Origin of the sequence: Deinococcus sp. AB2017081, from assembly GCF_034440735.1 — a bacterium.
Taxonomy (GTDB): domain Bacteria; phylum Deinococcota; class Deinococci; order Deinococcales; family Deinococcaceae; genus Deinococcus; species Deinococcus rufus.
Genome location: NZ_CP140098.1, coordinates 909,265 through 927,046 on the forward strand (window position 1 = coordinate 909,265; position 17,782 = coordinate 927,046).

General features: G+C 66.9%; 17 protein-coding genes. 5 read left to right on the plus strand and 12 right to left on the minus strand.

Features of this window, described 5'->3' with window-relative positions:
- Positions 1-88 precede the first annotated feature (88 nt).
- Positions 89-1,969 carry an AAA family ATPase gene (locus U2P90_RS04440; RefSeq protein ID WP_322473962.1) on the plus strand — a complete coding sequence of 627 codons (1,881 nt, stop codon included), beginning with the start codon at positions 89-91 and terminating at the stop codon, positions 1,967-1,969.
- 19 nt (positions 1,970-1,988) lie between these two features.
- Here the strand turns inward: U2P90_RS04440 and gcvP are convergent, their stop codons facing one another.
- From gcvP to gcvT, 3 genes are all read right to left on the minus strand, one after another.
- Entirely contained in the window at positions 1,989-4,859 is a 2,871-nt protein-coding gene (gene gcvP, locus U2P90_RS04445; RefSeq protein ID WP_322473963.1) for an aminomethyl-transferring glycine dehydrogenase, read from the minus strand.
- A 154-nt stretch (positions 4,860-5,013) separates the two neighbouring features.
- Positions 5,014-5,373: a glycine cleavage system protein GcvH gene (gcvH, locus tag U2P90_RS04450; RefSeq protein WP_322473964.1), complete on the minus strand. Its 360-nt coding sequence runs from the start codon at positions 5,371-5,373 to the stop codon at positions 5,014-5,016.
- Positions 5,374-5,449: 76 nt separating this feature from the next.
- On the minus strand, positions 5,450-6,448 hold the full coding sequence (gene gcvT, locus U2P90_RS04455; protein WP_380101675.1) for a glycine cleavage system aminomethyltransferase GcvT: 999 nt from the start codon (positions 6,446-6,448) through the stop codon (positions 5,450-5,452).
- A gap of 240 nt (positions 6,449-6,688) precedes the next feature.
- Here gcvT and U2P90_RS04460 point away from each other — a divergent pair, with 240 nt between their 5' ends.
- Genes U2P90_RS04460 through U2P90_RS04470 form a run of 3 tightly spaced genes read left to right on the plus strand, consistent with a single transcriptional unit; the run spans position 6,689 to position 8,542 of the window.
- Positions 6,689-7,222, plus strand: coding sequence for a 2'-5' RNA ligase family protein (locus tag U2P90_RS04460; RefSeq protein ID WP_322473966.1), 534 nt, complete (start codon positions 6,689-6,691; stop codon positions 7,220-7,222).
- A gap of 10 nt (positions 7,223-7,232) precedes the next feature.
- Positions 7,233-7,853 (plus strand): NUDIX hydrolase, encoded by a 621-nt coding sequence (locus U2P90_RS04465; RefSeq protein ID WP_322473967.1) that lies wholly within the window; start codon positions 7,233-7,235, stop codon positions 7,851-7,853.
- Between the two features lie 56 nt (positions 7,854-7,909).
- Positions 7,910-8,542: an SDR family NAD(P)-dependent oxidoreductase gene (locus U2P90_RS04470; protein ID WP_322473968.1), complete on the plus strand. Its 633-nt coding sequence runs from the start codon at positions 7,910-7,912 to the stop codon at positions 8,540-8,542.
- 5 nt (positions 8,543-8,547) lie between these two features.
- Here the strand turns inward: U2P90_RS04470 and U2P90_RS04475 are convergent, their stop codons facing one another.
- Positions 8,548-9,177, minus strand: coding sequence for a 5-formyltetrahydrofolate cyclo-ligase (locus U2P90_RS04475; RefSeq protein ID WP_322473969.1), 630 nt, complete (start codon positions 9,175-9,177; stop codon positions 8,548-8,550).
- Positions 9,178-9,275: 98 nt separating this feature from the next.
- Between U2P90_RS04475 and U2P90_RS04480 the strand changes: the two genes are divergently transcribed.
- Entirely contained in the window at positions 9,276-10,070 is a 795-nt protein-coding gene (locus U2P90_RS04480; protein WP_322473970.1) for an SDR family NAD(P)-dependent oxidoreductase, read from the plus strand.
- 9 nt (positions 10,071-10,079) lie between these two features.
- On the opposite strand, the gene U2P90_RS04485 is transcribed toward U2P90_RS04480, so the two are convergent.
- The 8 genes from U2P90_RS04485 to pdxY all read right to left on the minus strand — a co-directional run bounded on the left by U2P90_RS04485 (position 10,080) and on the right by pdxY (position 17,767).
- Positions 10,080-10,901, minus strand: a complete 822-nt coding sequence (locus U2P90_RS04485; protein ID WP_322473971.1) for a phosphodiesterase — start codon at positions 10,899-10,901, stop codon at positions 10,080-10,082.
- A 137-nt stretch (positions 10,902-11,038) separates the two neighbouring features.
- Complete coding sequence (locus U2P90_RS04490; RefSeq protein ID WP_322473972.1) at positions 11,039-11,914, minus strand: DUF4394 domain-containing protein; 876 nt, start codon at positions 11,912-11,914, stop codon at positions 11,039-11,041.
- Positions 11,915-12,085: 171 nt separating this feature from the next.
- Complete coding sequence (locus tag U2P90_RS04495; protein WP_295816707.1) at positions 12,086-12,331, minus strand: hypothetical protein; 246 nt, start codon at positions 12,329-12,331, stop codon at positions 12,086-12,088.
- A gap of 84 nt (positions 12,332-12,415) precedes the next feature.
- Positions 12,416-13,744, minus strand: a complete 1,329-nt coding sequence (gene hisD / locus U2P90_RS04500; protein WP_322473973.1) for a histidinol dehydrogenase — start codon at positions 13,742-13,744, stop codon at positions 12,416-12,418.
- 232 nt (positions 13,745-13,976) lie between these two features.
- Positions 13,977-14,651 carry a hypothetical protein gene (locus U2P90_RS04505; RefSeq protein WP_322473974.1) on the minus strand — a complete coding sequence of 225 codons (675 nt, stop codon included), beginning with the start codon at positions 14,649-14,651 and terminating at the stop codon, positions 13,977-13,979.
- A complete protein-coding gene (locus tag U2P90_RS04510) occupies positions 14,648-15,826 on the minus strand; it encodes a phosphopentomutase (protein WP_322473975.1) in 1,179 nt (392 codons plus the stop codon). The genes U2P90_RS04505 and U2P90_RS04510 overlap by 4 nt, the downstream gene beginning before the upstream one ends.
- Positions 15,827-15,922: 96 nt before the next feature.
- Positions 15,923-16,753, minus strand: coding sequence for a hypothetical protein (locus U2P90_RS04515; protein WP_322473976.1), 831 nt, complete (start codon positions 16,751-16,753; stop codon positions 15,923-15,925).
- Positions 16,754-16,870: 117 nt separating this feature from the next.
- Positions 16,871-17,767, minus strand: coding sequence for a pyridoxal kinase PdxY (gene pdxY, locus U2P90_RS04520; RefSeq protein ID WP_295816702.1), 897 nt, complete (start codon positions 17,765-17,767; stop codon positions 16,871-16,873).
- Positions 17,768-17,782 lie beyond the last annotated feature (15 nt).

Below are 17,782 nucleotides of genomic sequence, written 5' to 3' on the forward strand. Positions count from 1 at the left end.
CATATTTACGCATGGATCAGTAACAGTCGGACTTATGGTTCCCCAAATTCGCTACGGTCGAACTTAGCTTTCTGCTAGCATGAAATCTATGAGACTTATCGAGATGAAGCTTAGGAAATACGGGAGATTCGAAGAGGCATCAATTTATACCGACGGTAAAATGACATCGATTATTGGCGCAAATGAATCGGGAAAGACAACTATCTTAGCTGCATTAAGAGATTTAAATTTAGATGGGAAATGGATAAAGCCTTTTATTGTAAATGCTTACGAGGGCGAGGATAAATATATTATCAGCTATAGATTTGCCCTAGATTCTGTAGAGATATCAGATTTCGCCTCGTATGAAATAAAACCTGCATATTTTATAATTGAAAAGTTTTATGATGGAGGTTTAAGTTGGGATTATTTGCCTGCGCCAGTCTATAAAGCTGATGCAGATGGGAATTTGGGCAAAATAATTACCAATATGATCAAGAAAAATCAATTAGACTCATTAAATTCTGAAGTAGACAAAGCTATCATCGACAAGTTCGTTAAGTATTTAGAGAGCGATGGCCTCGCTTCTTCAAGTGATCTTGAAAAGGCTAGTCAAAGCTTATTGGATGCAATCGATGGACTTGAGGAAGCTAACGAAGCGACGGATAATCTTAAAGCAATTATATTTAATGAAATAGACTCACGCGCCCAGAACGATTTATTGTACAATAAAGTCGGCGAAAAATTATTCAATGAACGACCAAAATTCTTGCTTTACTCTGAAGAGATACGCAATCTTCCTTGGAGAGCCTCTATAGAGGAAGAGGATGAAATAAAAAGACTTGAATATATCTTTAGGGTTGGCGGAACTTCCGTTGCTGAGATAACAAGCCTATTAGGTATGGATTTATCAAAGCTAAACAACAGATTACGGATCGTGTCTAAGCAAATCACAAAAACCATTATGAATCGTTGGAAACAATCCGATCTAGAAATTGAACTAAGAGCGGAAGGAGCAGGGATAATAAATTTTGAGATATTCGATTCAGGCTCTGGAATGTCTCACCCGATCGAAAGAAGAAGCGAGGGTTTGCGTCAGTTTATAGCTCTTAGTTCGTTCTTGCGCTCAATGGACTTGACAAGTAAGCCCGTCATTTTAGTGGATGAGATCGAGCAACATCTACACCTACAAGCTCAGGCGGAACTTGTTGACTTTTTTGAGAAACAGACATTTGCCAGTCAAGTCATCTACAGTACTCATTCTCCTGGGGCGCTACCACAAGATCTAAATAATGTTCGAGCTGTGATTACAAAACCTGACGGCACTAGCGAAATAAAAAATAGACCCTGGCAAGAGAGAGGAAACCAAGTCGAGAGGCTGTTCAATCTTCTCGGCTCAGCGGCATTCATCTTCGCCGCTTTACGTGCGGCAGTTGTTACGGAGGGGAATGTAGATGCCATGGTGTATCCTATTCTGTTTAAAGAGGCATCGGCGTTAAGTTTCGACAAACCGCTAGGCTTCCAGTGTATTCCTGGACTATCTAGAGACGGAAGGCACACAACATATGCTGAACAGAGCATACATCTTGTCTATCTAGTAGATGGTGATAAGGGAGGAATGGCACTTAGAGATTCGCTTCTATCTCAAGGGGTACAGGAAGAACAGGTATTTAGCTTAGAAGAAGGATTATGTCTTGAAGATTACGTAGACAACGATGTTTTAATTCGAGCTGTGAATAAGTATCTCGATGATATAGGTAGATCGGAAAGAGTTAAAAAAAGCGATATATCTACCGATATTCAAAAAATAAAACACATTGAAAATAAATGTAAATCTTCCGGCTTGCATGAAATAGATAAAAAGCGCATTGCTGCAATAGTTCTAGATATGGAGAGGGAGGGAAGTGAAATATTAGACACGAGTCGGAAAGAATTTATAAGGACTTTATTTGCAAATATATTGCATAAACTGAGATTAGAGGTTACTTAACGATAAATGACTAGAACATTTAAACTTCCGCCCACTCCTCGACCGGCGGGCAGCTGCACACGAAATTCCTGTCGCCGTACACGTTGTCTACGCGGTTCACACTCGGCCAGTATTTCCACTGCTTCTGTGTGCTTGTGGGGTAGGCGGCGGTGGCCCTGCTGTACGCCCGCTCCCACTCGTCGGCCATCAGGTCGTCCTGGGTGTGGGGCGCGTGCTTCAGCGGGCTGTCGGCAGCGGCGATCAGCTCGTCCTGCACGTCCTGAATCTCGCGTCTTATGCCCAGCATGGCGGCCACAAAACGGTCGAGTTCCGCCCTGGGCTCGCTCTCGGTGGGCTCAATCATCAGCGTGCCGGGCACCGGGAAGCTCATGGTGGGGGCGTGGAAGCCGTAGTCCATCAGGCGCTTGGCGACGTCTTCCTCGGTAATACCGGTGGCGGCCTTGAGGGGTCGCAGGTCGATGATGCACTCGTGCGCCACGCGGCCCCCCTTGCCGGTGTACAGCACAGGGAACGCGCCCTTCAGGTGGTGCGCGATGTAGTTGGCGTTCAGCAGTGCGACCTGCGTGGCCTTCTTCAGCCCGGCCGCCCCCAGCAGGCGGATGTACAGGTACGAGATCGGCAGGATGCTGGCGCTGCCATACGGCGCGGCGCTGACGGCCCCGGTGTGGCTCTCGCTGGTGGGCCGCACGGTGTGGTTCGGCAGGTACGGCGCGAGGTGCGCCTTCACGCCGATCGGCCCCATGCCCGGCCCGCCGCCGCCGTGGGGAATGGCGAAGGTCTTGTGCAGGTTCAGGTGGCTCACGTCGCTGCCGATCAGGCCGGGCTTGGTCAGGCCGACCTGGGCGTTCATGTTCGCGCCGTCCAGGTACACCTGCCCGCCGTGCTGGTGGATCAGGTCGCACGCGTCCTTCACGCGCTCCTCGTACACGCCGTGGGTGCTGGGGTACGTGATCATCAGGGCACCCAGGTTGGCGCTGTGCGTCTCGGCCTGCGCCTTCAGGTCATCCATGTCGATGTTGCCCTCGGCGTCGGTCTTCACGACCACGACCTGCATACCCATCATGGCGGCGCTGGCAGGGTTGGTGCCGTGCGCGCTGGCGGGAATCAGGCAGATATTCCGGTGCGCCTCGCCCCGGCTCTCGTGGTACTTGCGGATGACCAGCAGGCCCGCGTACTCGCCCTGCGCGCCGCTGTTGGGCTGGAGGCTCACGGCGTCGTACCCGGTGATATCGGCCAGCCACGCTTCCAGTTCCCCCAGCATGTCCGCGTAGCCTTCCGTCTGGTCAGCGGGCGCGAAGGGGTGGAGCTGCCCGAACTCGGGCCACGTGACCGGGATCATCTCGGTCGTGGCGTTCAGCTTCATGGTGCAGGAACCCAGCGGAATCATGCCGTGCGTCAGGCTGTAGTCCTTGTTCTCCAGCGACTTCAGGTAGCGCAGCATGCCGTGCTCGCTGTGGTGCGTGTTGAAGACCGGGTGCGTCAGGTACTCGCTCGTGCGCTTCAGCGGGGCGGGGATGCCGTCGGCGTACACGCTATCCAGATCGAGCCCAGCGTCCGGCCGCGTGCCGGTGATGGCGTGGATCAGGTCGAGCACGTCGGCGGGCGTGGTCGTCTCGTCCACGCTGACCGTGACCCACACGTTTCCCTTCCCGTAGCGCAGGTTCATGCCCATCCCCAGGGCACGCTCCCGCACGGCGTCCACGTCCTGGGGCTTCACGGTGATGGTGTCGACGTACGTGTCCGACCCCAGCCGCAGGCCCGCCGCTGTCAGCGCCCCGGCCAGCGCCCCCGCGAGGCGCTGCGTGCGCTCCGCGATCGTCCGGATGCCCTTCGGCCCGTGGTAGACGGCATACGCGGCGGCCATGTTCGCCAGCAGCGCCTGCGCGGTGCAGATGTTGCTGGTCGCCTTCTCGCGGCGGATGTGCTGCTCGCGCGTCTGCATCGCCATGCGCAGCGCGGGGCGGCCCCGCACGTCCTTGCTCACGCCGATCACGCGGCCCGGCATGGAGCGCTGGAAGTCGCTCTTGCACGCCAGGAACGCCGCGTGCGGCCCGCCGAAGCCCATCGGCACGCCGAACCTCTGGGCACTGCCGATCACGATGTCGGTGCCCATCTCGCCCACCGGCTTCACCAGCGCCGAGGCCAGCAGGTCGGTCGCCGCGACCAGCAGCCCGCCCCGCGCGTGCACGGCGTCGGCAATGGGGGAGAGGTCGTGCAGGTCGCCGTATGTGCCCGGCGTCTGCATCAGCACGCCGAAGCACTCGGGCAGCTCAGCGGCCATCTGCGCGGCCTTCACCTCCACGATCTCGAACCCGAAGTACTCGGCGCGGGTCTTGATCACGTCCTTCGTCTGCGGGTGGACATCGTGCGCCAGGACGAAGGTGTTGCTCTTGCTCTTGCCCGAGCGCTTCGCCAGGGTCATGGCTTCGGCGGCGGCAGTCGCCTCGTCCAGCAGCGAGGCGTTGCACACCGGCATGGCGGTCAGATCCATGACCGTCTGCTGGAAGTTCAGCAGCATCTCCAGCCGCCCCTGCGAGATCTCGGCCTGGTACGGCGTGTAGGCCGTGTACCAGCCGGGATTCTCCAGCATGTTCCTCAGGATCACGCCCGGTGTGTGCGTCCCGCTGTACCCCATTCCGATATAGCTGCGGAACACCTTGTTCTTCGCCGCCACCGCCTTCAGGTCGGCCAGCGCCTGCGCCTCCGTGACCGGCCCGCCCACCTGCAACTCGCCCCGGAACTGGATGCTCTCGGGCAGCGTGGTGTCGCTCAGCTCGTCCAGGCTGGCCACGCCCAGTTCGGACAGCATGGCGGCCTGATCCTCCGGCGTGGGGCCGATGTGGCGGTCAGTGAAGTCGGTGGTCTGGAGCAGGTCGGTCAGGGAACGCATGGGGGAACTCCTTGGGTGTGGGCATTAAAGACCCCTCACCCCGGCCCTCTCCCCATGGAGAGGGAGAAAGGCGATGGCTTTGCTCTATTGCTCCCCTCTCCTGGGGGACTCGGATGAGCCGCTTGCGGAGAGGGGCTGGGGGTGAGGGGTTCCCTCAGCTGTTCGCGCTGGCGTACGCGTCGGCGTCCATCAGGTCGCCTTCTTCCGTGACGTCCATCTTGAACAGCCAGCCGCCCTCGTAGGGGCCGGAGTTCACGAGTTCGGGGGTGCCGCTCAGTTCCTCGTTCACGGCGGTGATGGTGCCGCTGGCGGGCGCGTAGATGTCGCTGGCGGTCTTGACGCTCTCGACGACGGCCACGGTCTCGCCGGCCTTGACCTCACGGCCGACCTCGGGCAGTTCGACGTACACCACGTCGCCCAGCTGATCCTGCGCGAAGTCGGAGATGCCGACGGTGCCGTCGCTGGAAAGCCATTCGTGGGATGCGGCGTATTTCAGTTCGGTGGGGGTGTTCATGTCTTCCTCCGGGGGATGTGGGCTGTGGGCAGGGTAGGGAACAGGGGCCGGACTCTCTGAGTCTTTTCCCCACTCCTCAGCGTTTATAGAACGGCAGTTCCATCCGCGTGGCCGGATGATCCTTCCCGCGCACCTCGACCTCGAAGAGGTCTGCGCCGGCGTGGGCGCTGTCGACCAGGGCCATGGCGATGGGGTGGCCCAGCGTGGGGCTGCTGCTGCCGCTGGTGACGTGGCCCACGACCTGCCCGTTCACCTTGACCGGATAGCCCTCGCGCACGGGCACGCGCTCCAGCTTCAGGCCGATCAGGCGGTGGGCGGGCTCCAGCGAGATGTGCCCTCTGCCCACGTGTGTCTTGTCCTTCACGACCCACGTGTAGGTGCTGCTCAGGGGATGGATGGTGTCGCTGAACTCGTGGCCGTACAGGGGGAATCCCGCCTCCAGCCGCAGCGTGTCGCGTGCCCCCAGCCCGGCGGGCGTGATCCCGATGGCGATCAGCTTGTCCCAGACCGTCTCGGCCTCGCTGGCGTCGGTGAAGACCTCGAAGCCGTCCTCGCCGGTGTAGCCGGTGCGGGCCAGCCACACGTCGAAGTCGAAGAGTCTCGCGGGGAAGAAGGCGTTCTTCTTCTTCGTGCTCAGATCCACGTCCGTGTGCGGCTGGAGCAGGCTCTCCGCCTGCGGCCCCTGCACGGCCAGCAGCGCCCAGCGGTCAGACTCGTCGGTCAGCGTCACGTCGAAGCCGGTCGTGTGCTCCTGCAGGTGGGCCCAGTCCTTGGCCGTGTTGCTGGCGTTCACGACCAGCAGGTATTCGCCGTCCGCGTGCTGGTAGATGTAGATGTCGTCCACCAGCCCGCCGGCCACGCCCGGCAGCCAGTTGTACTGGGCGCGGCCAGGTTTGAGCTTGCTCACGTCGTTGGTGGTCAGGTGTTGCAGGAAGCGCAGTGCGTCTGCGCCCGTCACACGGAACTCGCCCATGTGCGAGACGTCGAACACGCCGGCCCTGCTGCGAACCGCATCGTGCTCCGCCTTCACGCCGGTGTACTGCACCGGCATGTCCCACCCGCCGAAGGGCACCATCCGGGCACCGGCCCGCAGGTGGGCGGCATGCAGCGGCGTGCGCTTCAGGGGCTGTTCCTGGGGCTGGTTCACACCAGAAACTGTACCGGAGCAGGGGAGGGGGCGTCCAGGCGGTCTGGACGGGGGCGGGCCAGGGAGTGTGCTTTTTGCCCCGTCTCCCCTCGCGGGAGAGGGCTGGGGTGAGGGGGAAATTCGGCGACGCACCCGCTCTCTCCTTCATTCAATCAGTACGATCTCCCCATGTCCCCCTCCTACCTCCTCGCGCTCCTGCCACCCCCAGAGCTGGCGGCGCGGGTGCAGGCGTTCCACGGGGCGCACGGGCTGCGGGACGCGGCGGCCGTGCCGCACATCACGGTCAAGGCGCGCAGTGGGCTGGACGCGGAGCTGACCTGGGCGCAGCGGGCGCGGGAGGCCATCGCCGCGCACCCACCCGTGACCGTGACCATCGGCGGGCCGCGCCTGTTCGGGAACGGCAGTGCCCTGTACCTGCACGTGGACAGCCCGGACGTGGTGCGCCTGCACGTGGCCCTGCTGGACGCTATCCAGCCCACCCAGCGCTTCGGCTATGAGGGGCCGCACATGACGCCGCACCTGTCGGTCGCCCTGGCACGGAAGGGCGTGGATCTGCCCGCGCTGCTGGCCGAGGCCCAGGTCATCTTTGCCGATCTGGAGGCTGATCCCGTGACCTTCACGGCCCCAGGGGTCGCCCTGATGCGCAAGCCGGGGCCGGGCGGGGTCTACGCGCCGGTGGAGGCGTGGCCGCTGGGGGGCTAGAGTCGCCGGTATGCCGACCCTCGCGCAGCTCCGCGAACTGCAGTCCATCGCCCAGGCGGGCCTGACGTATACCTGCGACGACTACGACCGTGACCGCTACGTGCGGCTGCTGGCCCTGACCGGAGAACTCCTGGCCGAGCAGACCGGGCAGGACGCTGCGGCCGTCTCGGGCCTGCTGAGCATCGAGCAGGGGTACCTGACGCCCAAGGTGGACGTGCGGGCGCTCGTTCTAAATGCCGCAGGCGACGTGCTCCTGACCCGCGAACGCGCCGACGGCCGGTGGAGCCTCCCCGGCGGCTGGGCCGACCCCGGCGAGAGCCCCCGCGAGATCGCCGTGCGCGAGGTGCGCGAGGAGACCGGCCGCGAGGTGCGGGCCGTGCGCCTCCTGGCCGTGTTCGACAAGGGCAAACACGCCCACCCGCCGGATCTGTGGGCGGTCTACAAGCTGAACCTGCTGTGCGAACTGGTCGGTGCAGACACCGAACACCCCGCCAACACCGAGACGCTGGAGAGCGGCTGGTTCAGCGTGGAGCAGCTCCCGCCCCTGAGCCTGGGCCGCAACCTTCCCAAGCAGGTGCGCCGGCTGGTGGAACTGGCCCGGCACCCGGAACTCGGGGTGGATGTGGACTGAACCCCTCCGTACCCCTGCCTACCGTCCGCCGCGCCGCCGTGCGCTTCACTGACTGCATGAACACGCTGATCTTCGGGGCAACGGGCGGCATCGGCGCCGCCACGGCACGGGCCTTCGCGGCGCAGGGCGACACCCTGACGCTGTCCGGCCGGGACGAGGGCCGGCTGTCCGCGCTGGCCGCCGAACTCGGTGCGGCGCATCGCGTGGCCGACGTGGGCTACGAGAGCCACGTGAAGGCGCTCCTGGAGGGTATGAGCGGCATAGACACGCTGGTCTACGCGGCGGGCGTGGCCCTGCCCGAACCCCTGAAGGACGCCGATCCGGCGAAGGTGCGCGCCGTGTGGAACGCCAACTACTTCGGGGGGCTGTGGGTGCTCAAGCACGGGCTGCCCCGCCTGAACGCGTGCGGGCGCGTGTACGTGCTGGGAGCCCGCCCGGAACTCGTGACCGCACGGGGCTTCACGCAGTACGCGGCGAGCAAGGCCGCCGTGGCGACCGCCGTGGGCATCGCCCGCCTGGAAGCGCGGAGCGTGGGCCTCACCCTGGTGCTGCCGCCCGCCGTGGACACCGGATTGTGGGCCCAGGTCGGCCGCGCCCCGAAGGGGGCCATGTCGGCGGATGCAGTGGCGGCGGCCATCGTGCAGGATCGCGCCGGAGACGTGCAGAACGAGCTGAGAATCGGAGACTGAGGGGGTTAGCTCCCTCCCTCCTTGTGGGGGAGGGTTGGGGACTCGCAGAGCTGCGAAGCAGAGGGGGGTGATGGGTACCGCCCGTCCTGCCCCATCCTGACCACCCCCCCCTCCGTCGCCACCCACGCCACCGGGCAGTCGTGCGCCTCTCCGGGCAGCTCCGGCACCAGCAGGGCCGAATGGATCACGCCGATGGTCACGCCTGTGAACTTCGGCAGCAGGCGGTCGTAGAAACCGCCGCCGTAGCCCAGGCGCACGCCGCGCGTGTCGAAGGCCAGGGCGGGCAGCAGGATGGCCTGGACGTGGTGCAGCGCGACCCGGGGCGCGTCGGCGGGGGGCTGGAGCGCACCAAACCGGCTGACCTCGGTGGCCGTGTGCCACGGGTGCAGCGTCAGTCGCACCTCTGGCCGGAAGCGGGCGCGGGTGGTGGACAGGTCGAAGTCGGGGGCCAGTCCCGACACGTCGGGTTCGCCGGACACGGCGCGGTAGGCCAGGACGCGCTCGATCCCGTGCCCGTGCAGGAAGGCCCGCAGGTGGGCGGTGATCCCGGCCGACACGTCGGGCAGGGCCGCGCGGGTGGATCTGGCCCACGCGCGCCACTCGCTTTTCGGGGCGGTGGGCGGGGGCGGCGGCATGAAGGGCATTGTGCCAGCTACCATGCGGGCATTCACACGGCCGGAACGGTGCGCTGCCCCGCGCGGGGTGGGGCGTCTGCGGTCAGAGGAGAACATCCATGGATCTCGGACTCACGGGGAAGGTGGCGGTGGTGACGGGCGGCAGCGTGGGCATCGGGCTGGCGGTGGCGCGCGGCTTCGCGGCCGAGGGCGTGCATCTGGCGCTGTGTGCGCGGAACGCAGACCGGCTCGCGGGTGTGGCCGACACCATCCGGGCCGAGTTCGGGGTCAAGGTGCTGGCGGTGCCGGCCGACGTGGCGGTGGCCGCCGACACGGATCGGCTGGTGCAGGCCGTGCAGGACGAGTACGGCGGCGCGGACATCCTCTTCAACAACGCCGGCACCGGCAGCGAGGAGACGATCCTGAACGCCCCGGACGAGAAGTGGCAGCACTACTGGGAACTGCACGTCATGGCGGCAGTGCGGCTGTCGCGCTCACTCGCGCCGCTGATGATCCCGCGTGGGGGCGGCGCGATCCTGAACAATGCGTCGATCTGCGCGACGCAGCCGCTGGGGTATGAACCGATCTACAACGTCACCAAGGCGGCGCTGGTCATGTTCTCCAAGTGCCTGGCGAACGAACTGATCCCCCACGGGATCCGCGTGAACGCCCTGAATCCGGGGCTGGTACGCACGCCCGACTGGGAGAAGACGGCGCGGATCCTCACCGAGGGCAGGGCCCAGACGTGGGAGCAGTACCTCCAGACCATCGCGGACGAGAACGCGCCCATCGGGCGATTCGCCACCCCCGAGGAGATCGCGGATTTCGCGGTGTTCCTGTGTTCGCCCCGGGCCAGCTACGCGGTGGGCAGCACGTACTACGTCGACGGCGGGTGGCTGCGCGTCACGACCTGAGCGCTCCTGTCAGTGCGCCGGGTGAGCGGTGGGCTCGGTGGGGGCCCACCGCTGTCCGTCGTGCAGCGTGATCCACGGGGCGTCGTCTAGGAAGTGGGTGAAGCTCAGCAGGCCGGTGGGCTCGCTCCAGGTGTGCAGCAGCGCCAGCGGCGGCTGGTACTGCAGGATCAGCTGCGCGGGGTGGCTCAGATCCGGCTGGAAGGTGGCGTCGGTGCCGGGGCAGGTCATCAGGGTGCTGTTGCCGAAGGTGGTGGTCACGGCCATGTGGACGTGTCCGGCGACCACGCGGGCCACGTGCGGGTGCTGCAGCACCAGGTCGCACAGCCGGGCGCTGCCCTCCAGGCCGATCGCGTCCATGACATCCAGACCGCTGACCAGCGGCGGGTGGTGCATGAACAGCAGCGTGGGCCGGGCACGCGCCTCGTCCAGGCGGGCGTCCAGCCACGCCAGGCGGCGGTCGCACAGCTCGCCGCCGCCCTGTCCGGGCACCTGCGTGTCCAGCCCGATCAGGCGCACCGGCAGGTCGTCGACCACGTAGTGCAGGAAGCCGTCCAGACGCTGCGTGCCCAGGTGTCCGAAGCGCTCAAGCATCGCGGCGCGGTCGTCGTGGTTGCCCGGCACCACATACACCGGCATGTCCAGCGGGGCCAGCAGGCTCTGCAGGACGTCATATTCGTCCTGCCGGCCGTGATCTGTGCAGTCGCCGGTGATCAGCACCGCGTCTGGCCGCATGGGCAGCGTCCTCACGTGCTCGACCGCCCGTCCGAAGGCGGCGGCCTTGTCCGGGCGCAGGGCGTCGATGTGGGGATCACTGAGCTGCACGACGAGCATGGATCACCTCCGGGAGCACGGGGCGCGGGGCGGGAACGGCGGCGGACATGACCCATTGTGCGCCTGTGGACCGTGCGGCGCCGCCACAGGTGAGCCCCCGCCGGTGGGGGGGCGGGGGCTCACCTGTGGCGGCAGGCTTACTGGGCCGGGAGTTTCAGGGCCAGCGAGGTCAGGGCGGTGCCGCTCAGGGTGCCCTTGCTGGTCGCCGCGCCGGTCGCCAGATCGACCGTGTACAGGGTGGTGCTGCCATTCATGGCGCTGCTCAGGAACGCGCTGCTGGCGCCGGCAATGTCGAAACCGGTCATGCCCACGCTGATGTCCGTGCCCAGGGCCCCCACGCTGCTCAGGCTGCTGAAGTTGCCGGTCGGCAGGGCGGGGGTGGCCGTGGTGTTGTTCGAGTGCAGGATCAGCTGATCGGTGTCGGCATCGACCGAGTACAGCGCCGTGGCGGTGGGCACCACAGCCGTCGACGCGCTGTTGTCGAAGGAGTTGGTGTACGCCGCGCCGGCCAGGTTGGGGTTGGCCGTGCTCGAGGTGAACGCGAAGGTGCCGTCGGCCGTCAGGGTGCCGGCCGGAGAGGCTTGGGGCACCGGCGCGCTGTTCACAGTCAGGCGGAAGTTCGCGTCGTTCTGGCCGATCACGCGCAGGCGGTTGGCGACCGGGTTGAAGTCCATGGCGACCACGGCGGTGCTGGTCACGCTGGCCCCGTCGGCGGTGGCCGCACCGGTCACGGGATCGATCACGTAGACCCTGCCGGCACCGGTCACGCCGTACAGCCGGTTGTCGGTGTTGCGGACATCGATGTCCACCACGCTCTCACCGCTGGCCACACCGGTGATCGCCACGCTGCTCACGCTGGCGGCGGGATTGTCCAGGCCGAAGGTGGCGACCCGTCCAGACGTGGTCAGCCCATACGCGATCTGTCCGGCAGGAGCGGTCGGGGCCGACGTCCCAGGCTGGGCGCAGGCGGCGAGGGCAAGGGTCGGCAGCACGATCAGGGCAAGCGTCTTCATCCGGGGATCCTTTGGGAGCGGCCAGCCGGCACGTACCGGCGGGCACCGGTTCTGCCGACGTGGCAGACGGGGGTGGGTGGGTGCTCCTCCCCAGAGGTATGTCACGTGGCCCTGAGGGCCAGGGCGGCGCGCGGCCGGCGGCCCTTATGGCTCAGTTCATGCTCGGCCGGATCAGTTCACCAGCGCCTCGGTCAGCTGCACGAGTTCGTGCACCAGGGCCGGGGCGATCCAGGGGTGATCCGACGTGCGGACCGTCTGCGTGCCCACGCGGGCGACCAGCCACAGGGGCGGCAGGCCGCCGGGGGTGCTCAGGCACTGCACCTCGACCCCGCGCCGTTGCAGGTGCAGGAGCCGCGCCCGGCTGGGCAGCGGCAGGACATGCAGGACGTGGTCGAGGGGCACGGTCTGCTCGGTCATGCCTCCACCCTGCCACGCCCGGTCTGAGCGCCTGATGGTTCGGACCAGACCACAGTGGGGGTACCGGGGGGGGCGCCGGTGCGGCTACGCGTCCGGCGGGGCCGGCAGCAGGCGGCTCTCGATGGCGCGGGCGTGGGCCTCCAGTCCCTCGGCACGGGCCAGGGTGACGCCGGCCGGGCCGATGCGCCGCAGGGTCGCCTCATTCACGCCCACCACGCTGATGATGGTCTGGAAGTCGCGGACGTTGACCGGACTCATGAACCGCGCCGTGCCGCCGGTCGGCATGACGTGGCTGGGGCCGGCCACATAGTCGCCCAGCGCCTCCATGGAGTGCTCCCCGATGAAGACCCCACCCGCACGGGTCACACGGCCCAGCACGCTCCACGGATCGCGGGTGAGCAGGCACAGGTGCTCGGGCGCGTACAGGTTCGAGAGCTCCAGCGCCTCGTCCAGATCGGCGGCCAGGACGACCTTCATGCGCGAGGCCACGCTGTCGCGTGCCCAGCTCCGGTTGGGTTCGGGCAGCGCTTCGAGTTGCCCATTCAGTTCAGCCTGCACCCGCACCAGCAGGTCACGGCTGGTCGAGACGAGCACCGGCTCGGCCCCCAGGTGCTCGGCCTGCGCGAGCAGGTCCGCCGCCACGAAGCGGGCATCGGCGCTGTCGTCGGCCACCACCAGCGTCTCGGTCGGGCCGGGCAGGCTCTCGATCCCCGCCTGGCCATACACCATGCGCTTGGCGATCACCACGAACAGGTTCCCCGGCCCCGCGATCTTGTCCACGGCGGGCAGGCTGGCGGTGCCGTACGCGAGGGCTCCGATGGCCTGCGCCCCCCCCACGCCAAAGACCTGCGAGATCCCCAGTTCCCGCGCGGCCACCAGGATCGCGGGGTGGATGCGCCCCGAACGGTCCGGTGGCGTGGTCACGACGATCTCGGGCACGCCGGCCACCTGGGCGGGCACGGCGGTGTGGATCAGGGTGCTGATCAGCGGGGCCAGCCCACCGGGCACGTACACGCCCACCCGCCCGATCGGCCGCACGAGCTGCCCCAGCGCGCCGTCCGGGCCGTGGGTCAGGAAGCCGTGTGCAGGCTGCTGCCCGTAGAAGGCCCGCACCCGGTCGATCGCGGTGCGGATCGCGGCGTGCAGGTCGTCCGGGACGGTGGCGGCGGCGATCTCGGCCGCGTCCACGGCCAGCGCCTCGGGGCGGGAACCGTCGAGCTTCTCCGTCCAGTCAAGCAGGGCGTCGTCGCCACGGGCACGGACGTCGGCCAGGATGCGTTCCACGACCTGATCGGGGGTCAGCGGCTCACCGAACATCGACTCGATACGGGACAGGACGGCGTCCGGGACGGGGATCTCGGCAAAACTGCGGGTCAGCGCGGCGCGGGCCGCTGGGCCTTCGAGGACTTGCATGGGCACTCCAGAGGGGTCTGAGCGTCTGAGGGTCGAAAGGTCTGAATGCCTGGGGCCTGAAATATCACGTCATGAAGTCAAGTTTTCTGGGGAGTGATAAATACGTCTGCGTCCTTGTGAGAGGCTGCCCATGAAATCAATTCGGGCCGGTCTTATAGCCAGACTGGGGCCAGTGCGGGGTATTCGCCGCCCGGCATTCAGACGTCTGGACACTCCGGCCCCTGGACATCCTTCAGTGCCGGCGGCGGCGGCGTTCGGGGCGCTCCGGGCGGCGGCCGGCGCTGGGCTGGGCGTCCAGGTTCGCCTCGACCGGGCCGAAGTCGGTGGGCTGGATCAGGCGCAGCAGGCGGTGCGGTGGCGCGGCCTGCACGTACACGTAGGCGTTGCCGGGCCGCAGGAAGTAGCCCACGGCCGCCTCGCCGGCGATCTCGCTGTCGGGCAGGCGCTGGATCAGCACGCGGCCGCCGGTCAGCTGGGCGTGGGCGCGTTCGGGGCCCTCTGCCCCCAGGGTGCGCAGCCACAGCAGCAGGCTCACGGGATCGTGGTAGTCGGTGCTCAGCGGGGCACTGGCCTCGTCGCGGCCCTGACGCAGGGTCACCAGACCGCTGCGGCGGTCGAAGGTCGTCTCGAAACTCGCCCGGCCGCCCCGGCCATCACCCTCGGCGTAGCCCAGGCTGTGCAGGGTACGTGGGTGCAGGCGGCTGGTCTGGGCGCGGCGGATGTCGGGCAGGACTCCGCCGAAATCGGTCTGCACCCGTGCGACCACGGCGCTGCGCTCGGGGGTCACCGTCCAGTGCTGTTCCCCCGCGTAGCGCCCCCCCAGCGTCAGGGTCATCGAGAACGACTCCGCGCCCATGCGGACGCTCCCGGTGCCCGCCTCGGCCGGGGTCTCCGGGGCGGCGCTCATGCGATCTGTGTCCAGAACTCCTCACCCGGCCCGTCCCACGCGGCCCCCAGGGCGCGGGCCGCCGTGGCCCCCACGTCCGCGAAGGTGGCGCGCTCGCCTAGATCGACCGCCGCGCCGCCGGGCCGGGAGGTCAGCAGCAGGCCGTACTCGCGGGTGTGGTCGGTGCCGCGCCACGTGGGGTCGTTGCCATGGTCGCTGATGACCAGCAGGGCGCTGTCCCGGGGCAGGGCGGCCAGGATGTCCGGCAGGGCCGCGTCGAAGGCGGCCAGACACGCCGAGTAGCCGTGCGGGTCGCGGCGGTGCCCGAACTTCGAGTCGAAATCCACGAGGTTCGTGAAGATCAGGCCGTGCGTGCCGTCCTGCGCGGCCTGCCGGATCCGGGCGATGGTTTTCGCGGTGCCGTCGGCGTTGTCGTCGGTGTGGATCTCCTCGGTGAAGCCCCGGTGCGCGTAGATGTCCGGGATCTTCCCGATCCCCACGACTGCGCAGCCCGCGTCCTTCAGGGCGTCCAGCACGGTGCGCGGCGGCTCCAGGCTGAAGTCGCGGCGGTGCTCGTTGGCCCGTTCGAAGGGGAAGGCCCCCCGGAACGGCCGGGCGATCACGCGGGCCACGGCGTCCTCGCCCTGCAGCAGGTCGCGGGCGGCCTGGCACCACGCGTACAGCGTCTCCAGCGGCACCACGTCCTCGTGCGCGGCGATCTGGAACACGCTGTCGGCGCTGGTGTACACGATCGGGAAGCCGGTCTGCCGGTGCTCCTCACCAAAGTCACGGATCACGTCGGTGCCGGAGTACACCGCGTTGCACAGGTGGCCGCGCCCGGTGGCGGCGTCGAAGGCCGCCATGATCCGCGCCGGGAAGCCCTGCGGGAACACCTGGAAGGCGTGCTGGAGCTGCACGCCCATGAACTCCCAGTGCCCGGTGCTGGTGTCCTTGCCGGGACTGACCTCGCGCATACGGCCGTGGCCACCACTGACCGGCACGTCTGGCAGCACGGTGTGGGCGCTGGTGTGGACGGTCGGGATGCGTCCCAGGCCCAGGCGTGACAGGTTGGGCAGGGCCACGGGCGCGGCCGCCAGCGTATGGTTCAGGGTGTACGCGCCCCGGTCACCGAACGCCTCTGCGTCCGGCAGCTCGCCCACCCCGACAGAATCGAGAACGATGATGCTCAGTAGCATGACAACAGTCTAGGGCCTGGGCCGAGGGCCGCCCGGTTCCCCACCACGGAAGAACCCCCGCCCGCAGTGCGCGGCGGGGGTGACACAGCTCTGGACTCAGCGGCGGTCGCCGTCGCGGGCCTCGGCGCGGGTGGCGTCGTACGCGGCATCGGCCTCGCGGTTGTTCATGTCGGCGCGGGCACGGTCTTCGGCGGCCAGGCGGTCATGCTCGGGGTTGCCGGTCACGCTGGCGGCGGCCGAGTGGCCGGCGGCCCGCAGGCGGTCGGCGGCCTCGTCCACCTTTGAGCCGGCGGCGTCGGTGGCGTGGCCCATGGTGGTACCGCCCGTCATGCCGCGATCCATCCGGGACACGCTGTCCCCGGCGTCGACCACCTCGCCGCCGTGGCGGGTCGCCGCGTCCATCACGTTGGCGGGCACCGGATCCTGCACGGCCACCACGCGGCCGCCGCCACTCATGGTGGAGTCCATGCGGTCGTAGTAGGAGTCGTCGGCCTCGTAGTAGTCGCCGGTGCCGGTCTCGGCGGTGCGGCCGTCACGGTTCTCGTCGATGCCCATGGCCCCACCGGTCGCGCCCACGGCGGCACCCACACCGGAACCCAGCGCGGCCATCCCCAGGATCACCGGCACGGCCAGGCCGCCGGTGGCCACGCCCGCCGCGACGGTACCGGCCGTGGCCAGGAACCCGGCGGCCGCACCGACCACCGCGCCGACCCCGGTGCCCTTGACCGCCCCGGCTCCGGCGTCCTCGGCGCCGGCCCCGGCGTCACCCGTGACGGTGCCGTCTGCATAGGTGCCGTCGGCGTAGGTGCCGTCCGTCGCGGTGCCGCGTCGGGTGTACGTGGCGTTGCCCAGGGTGGCCCCCTGCTGCTGCACGTCGGCGAGGAAGGCGTCAGCGTCGGCGGCCGTCGGGAACATGATGTGTTTCATGCCTCACAGTCTGAGCAGGGTGTCACCGGGAACCGTGAGAGGGTCTGAAACCTGCCTTTGACTGACCCTGAGAGGGTCAAGACCGTGCCCTCATGGGCATTCTGTAAAGGTCGCGGGTCACATGACTGGCTCGGCCGCGAAGACGCGGGTGGGGGCGGCGAGCTGATCCTGGGCGGCGATCAGCTGGATCTCGCGTGTTCCCGCGGCGTGGGTGCGCTCCAGCACGGCGTACAGGGCACTCATGGCCAGCGACAGCGCCTGCGCGGCATCCCCGGTGCGCAGGTACTGCCCGTAGAACAGCGCGGCGATCGCGTCACCGGTGCCGTTGCGCGGCGGGTTCAGCGGCAGCAGCGGCGTGCGGCACAGCCACGCCCCGTCGCCGGTCAGCGCCAGGGTCTCGATGGTGTCGGCCGGGGCGTCCTGGCGGGTCAGGCTGGTCACCAGCACGATCCGGGGGCCGCCCGCGTTCAGCTGCTCCCGCAGGGTGCGGGCCGCGTCCAGTGCGTCTTGCAGCGTGTTCACCGCCAGGCCAGTCAGCAGTTCCAGCTCGAACTGGTTGGGCGTGACGATGTCGGCTGCTGGCACCGCCTGCGCCGCGATCAATGCCGGCAGCTCCGGATGGACGAACACTCCGCGCCCCACGTCGCCCATGACCGGGTCGCAGCAGTACAGCGCGGCCGGATTCGCGGCCCGCACGCGCCCCACGGCGTCCACCACCGCCGAGACCGTGCCGGCCGACCCCAGATAGCCGCTCAGCACGCCGTCACACTCGCCCAGCACGCCCCGCGCCTCGATGCCGTCCAGCACCTGCGCGATGGTCTCGGGGGGAAAGACCGTGCCGGTCCACGCCCCGTAGCCGGTGTGGTTCGAGAACTGCACGGTGTGGATCCCCCAGACCTCGAAGCCCAGGCGTTGCAGGGGAAAGATCGCCGCCGCGTTGCCCACGTGGCCGTAACTCACCCACGACTGGATGCTCAGCAGGTTCGGGGGCCGCGGTGCGGACAGGTCGGTCATGGGCCGAGCATACGC

Excerpts from the sequence above, each read along its gene's own strand:
- U2P90_RS04440 (WP_322473962.1), top strand. The coding sequence starts at position 89 with ATGAGACTTATCGAGATGAAGCTTAGGAAATACGGGAGATTCGAAGAG.
- gcvP (WP_322473963.1), bottom strand. The coding sequence starts at position 4,859 with ATGCGTTCCCTGACCGACCTGCTCCAGACCACCGACTTCACTGACCGC.
- gcvH (WP_322473964.1), bottom strand. The coding sequence starts at position 5,373 with ATGAACACCCCCACCGAACTGAAATACGCCGCATCCCACGAATGGCTT.
- gcvT (WP_380101675.1), bottom strand. The coding sequence starts at position 6,448 with ATGGTGCCCTTCGGCGGGTGGGACATGCCGGTGCAGTACACCGGCGTG.
- U2P90_RS04460 (WP_322473966.1), top strand. The coding sequence starts at position 6,689 with ATGTCCCCCTCCTACCTCCTCGCGCTCCTGCCACCCCCAGAGCTGGCG.
- U2P90_RS04465 (WP_322473967.1), top strand. The coding sequence starts at position 7,233 with ATGCCGACCCTCGCGCAGCTCCGCGAACTGCAGTCCATCGCCCAGGCG.
- U2P90_RS04470 (WP_322473968.1), top strand. The coding sequence starts at position 7,910 with ATGAACACGCTGATCTTCGGGGCAACGGGCGGCATCGGCGCCGCCACG.
- U2P90_RS04475 (WP_322473969.1), bottom strand. The coding sequence starts at position 9,177 with ATGCCGCCGCCCCCGCCCACCGCCCCGAAAAGCGAGTGGCGCGCGTGG.
- U2P90_RS04480 (WP_322473970.1), top strand. The coding sequence starts at position 9,276 with ATGGATCTCGGACTCACGGGGAAGGTGGCGGTGGTGACGGGCGGCAGC.
- U2P90_RS04485 (WP_322473971.1), bottom strand. The coding sequence starts at position 10,901 with ATGCTCGTCGTGCAGCTCAGTGATCCCCACATCGACGCCCTGCGCCCG.
- U2P90_RS04490 (WP_322473972.1), bottom strand. The coding sequence starts at position 11,914 with ATGAAGACGCTTGCCCTGATCGTGCTGCCGACCCTTGCCCTCGCCGCC.
- U2P90_RS04495 (WP_295816707.1), bottom strand. The coding sequence starts at position 12,331 with ATGACCGAGCAGACCGTGCCCCTCGACCACGTCCTGCATGTCCTGCCG.
- hisD (WP_322473973.1), bottom strand. The coding sequence starts at position 13,744 with ATGCAAGTCCTCGAAGGCCCAGCGGCCCGCGCCGCGCTGACCCGCAGT.
- U2P90_RS04505 (WP_322473974.1), bottom strand. The coding sequence starts at position 14,651 with ATGAGCGCCGCCCCGGAGACCCCGGCCGAGGCGGGCACCGGGAGCGTC.
- U2P90_RS04510 (WP_322473975.1), bottom strand. The coding sequence starts at position 15,826 with ATGCTACTGAGCATCATCGTTCTCGATTCTGTCGGGGTGGGCGAGCTG.
- U2P90_RS04515 (WP_322473976.1), bottom strand. The coding sequence starts at position 16,753 with ATGAAACACATCATGTTCCCGACGGCCGCCGACGCTGACGCCTTCCTC.
- pdxY (WP_295816702.1), bottom strand. The coding sequence starts at position 17,767 with ATGACCGACCTGTCCGCACCGCGGCCCCCGAACCTGCTGAGCATCCAG.